The 3,243-nt window shown below is 66.4% G+C and carries 3 protein-coding genes and 1 pseudogene; all 4 read right to left on the reverse strand.

Annotated elements, in window-relative coordinates; genetic code table 11:
• The coding region (locus tag AC1DWT_RS50335) for an MlaD family protein (protein WP_477926179.1) at positions 1-769 on the reverse strand (769 nt) is incomplete at its 3' end.
• A 1-nt stretch (position 770) separates the two neighbouring features.
• On the reverse strand, positions 771-1,802 hold the full coding sequence (locus tag AC1DWT_RS50340; RefSeq protein WP_095862513.1) for an MlaD family protein: 1,032 nt from the start codon (positions 1,800-1,802) through the stop codon (positions 771-773).
• A 1-nt stretch (position 1,803) separates the two neighbouring features.
• On the reverse strand, positions 1,804-2,829 hold the full coding sequence (locus AC1DWT_RS50345; protein ID WP_371851545.1) for an MlaD family protein: 1,026 nt from the start codon (positions 2,827-2,829) through the stop codon (positions 1,804-1,806).
• Positions 2,817-3,243 (reverse strand): annotated as a pseudogene (locus AC1DWT_RS50350) (MlaD family protein); the annotation flags it as partial. The gene AC1DWT_RS50345 and the pseudogene AC1DWT_RS50350, both read right to left, overlap by 13 nt.

Consider the following 3,243-nt stretch of genomic DNA (forward strand, 5'->3'; position numbering starts at 1 on the left):
CGTAGACGCTGCCGACGTAGGGCAGGATCTGGCCGATGTGCGACACCACCGAGATCGCGAGTCGCCGCCAGTAATGCACGCTGGAACTGTCGAACATGGCCGAAAGCGCGTCGGTGCGATCGTCGAACGACAGTGCGGTCTCGTTCAACCCCGTCAGCGTCCGGTCGATCTCCTGCGTCCTGGCAGCGAGGTCCTGCAGGTCCAGCGCCGCCACGGACGCCGCGTCGCGCACGGCCGGGAGCGGCGGCACGACGGCATTGACGCGGGCCATCACATCCTCGATCCGCTGGATGCTGCCGCCGTTGACGAAGTTCGCGAGGACTGCGATGGTGTCCTCCAACTGCGGTGGCGAGATGGTGCGGGCGACGGGGATCGTGCCACCGGCAGGCAGGTACCCGTCGGCGGAATGTTTGCCGTCACCGGTGACCGCGATATAGGTGTCGCCGAGGAGAGTGTCCTGACGGACGATCGCCCGCGCATCGGCGGGAATCCTGGTGCCGCTTCCGACTCCGGCCGACACCGTCACCGTCGATCCGGACACCTGCAAAGACCGGACCTCGCCGACCCGCAGGCCGTCCATCATCACGTCGGCACCGGCGGGCAGATTCATCACACTGGCGAACTCGAGCGACAGGTCGTAGGTGTCGCCGACGCCACCGCGGACCGAGGGCAGGTCGTCCGGTCCCAGGGAACATGCCGGCACCGTCAGCACCACCGCGCTCACGGAGGCGGCGCACAGAAGCTGCCGCGTTCTTCTCGACAGATTCATCTCAGTTCCTTCCCGTCCGCACGAGGTCGAGCAGCCGATCCATCGGCACCTCGGTTCCGGTGGTCGTCAGAGCCACGGTCGGCGGCTGGTAGGCAATGGTGAGTGCTCCGTCGCGCGTCGTCTGCTGCGCGAGGAAGGGTGCAACCGACGGAATCGTCGAGATCAGGCCTGCCATGTCGTTCGACCGTGTCGCCGCCAGCTTCAGGGCGTCGGTCGCCGGTCCGTGCACGAAGGGCCAGATGTCGGCGCCGTAGTTCTGCTGGATGTCGTGCAAAGTCGCTACCAGCCAACCGATTCCCTCGCACACCTCGATGACTCCGGGCCACAGATCGATGCCCGCGGCAACGACGGCAGGCATCTGCTCCACGATCGACCGGATCGAACTCCACCGACGCAGCGCTTCGTCCGTCAGCGGGGCCATGTTCGCGATCGACGAGCCGATGTCGGCGACGAGTTTGTCCGGATCGGCTGCCGCCTCGGCGGCATGCCTCATCATGTCCGCGGCGTTCTCCCCCTGGCCGCGGAGCGCCTCGTCCAGACCGAGCACCGTCTTCCGGACGTTCTCCTCACCGTCGTCCGGAGCGATCGCATCGATGAAATCCGCTGCCGAACCAGCGATCTCGGAGATGCTCTTCGGAGTGTGACTGTGCCCCAGCGGGATGCACTGTTCCGGCGCGAGTTCCGGACCGGACGTGTAGTTGCCGACGAGTTCGAGACTCCGATCGGCGAGCAGGGACTTCGAGCGGGTGACCGCTCGGACATCGAACGGATAGGACCGGCCACTCGCGAGCGAGAAGGTGACCTGCACGTGGTCGCCCTGCGGCTCGATACCTTCGACACGGCCCACCTCGTAACCCATCTGGGTGACCGGGTTGCCGGCGTAGAGGCCGATGGCGTCGGGCATGAGCGCGCAGAACGCCGACCGGTCTGCCGGCTCCCCCGTCGTCGCGACCGCCACACCGGCGCCACCGACGGCGGCGGCCGCGCACACGACGGCCAGCACCTTGACGATCAGGCGTGATTTCCCGGACATCTCAGCACGTCCGTCCGGGAACGGGGACACAGAAGTCCGAGGCCATGAGTGTGCCGCCCTTGATCGCGGCCATTCCTTCGGGCGTCAGCCATTCGGCAAGCTGAGTGCGCAACGACTGAAGATTGTCGATGGCTGGGCCCATCGACGTCCGGAACTCGTCGATCACACCCTTCGCGTGGTTCACAGCGTCGAGTACCTCCGTCTTGTGGTCGAGATAGAACGCCTCGAACGGCTGAATCGTCATCAGGACGTTGCCGAGCAGGGAATACGCCTCGTTGAATCCGGCGTGGGTGGTGTTGTACGTCGAGAGAACCACGTCGATCTCGCGGATCAGGTCGAACACCATGCCCTGATCGGCCTCGAAACTCTGGAGATACTCCGCGGCGAGGTCGGCGATCGTGCGGACCTGCGCACGCTGCTGATCCATCACGCGGGCGATGCTGGTCAGGCCCGAGATCATGGACGCGATCGACGTCGGGTTCTCCTCGAGCGCCCGGGCCATCTCGTCGAGGTTCGCGTCGACGGTGCCGCCCTCGACGTTGTCGGTCGTGTGCGGCGCGGCCTGGAGGACATCGCCGATCGAATACGGAACGCTGACCTGCTCGACGGGCAGCGGGGTGTCCCCGAGCGGCAGAACGCCGAGAGGGACGAGGGTGATCGCGTATCCCCCGACCGGGGTGAGCATGCGCACCTCCACACGGGAGTCCGAGCCGACCGGTACCGCGTCGTCGATCTCGGCCGTCACCAGTACCGCGTCCGGCTCGATCAACACGTCCGTGACGGTTCCCACGCCGATGCCCGCCACCCGGACGTCCTGGCCGATGTCGATCGAGGAGGCGTCGTCGGTACGGAACGAGAACGACATCCGTCCCGGTGGGTTCGCGTAGAGGACGGCGGTGGTCACGAGTGCGAAGACCACCAGGAGAACGATGCCCGCGCCGAACGCGACCTCCCTGCCGACCAGCGCCCGCGCCCGGCCCAACACCCCGCCGATACGCTGGGCACGGTTTTTCGTCACGGGTTGCATACGACGACCTCACTCCCTCTCAGCAGAACCTCGACGTCGGTGGGTAGCTGCGCCACACCGTTCGTGCACTGGATACCGCCCGGGCCTGCCCCGGCGGTCTGCGGAACCTGCAGACCGGCGAAGGCGACCGGCAGCAGTCGCAACGCTTCCGCGGTGTCCGGCACCGATGCGAATGCGTCGGAGAGCATCTGCTCGACGTCCATTCCCGGTTGCAGACCGAGAGCATCGATCAACCGTTGGATCGGTGTGAGGAATTCGGGGCCGAACGCAGCCGTCTTCGGGAACTCGTCGATAACCGTCATCGCCTTCGCGATCGGGAAACTCACCGAGCGCAGGAACTCGACGACCTCGGGCGACCGGCCTCCCATGCTGTCGGAGATCCGTGCGAGATTGCCGGTGAGGGTCGAGATGACC

The sequence above is a fragment of the Rhodococcus sp. P4_B6 genome, assembly GCF_056402215.1.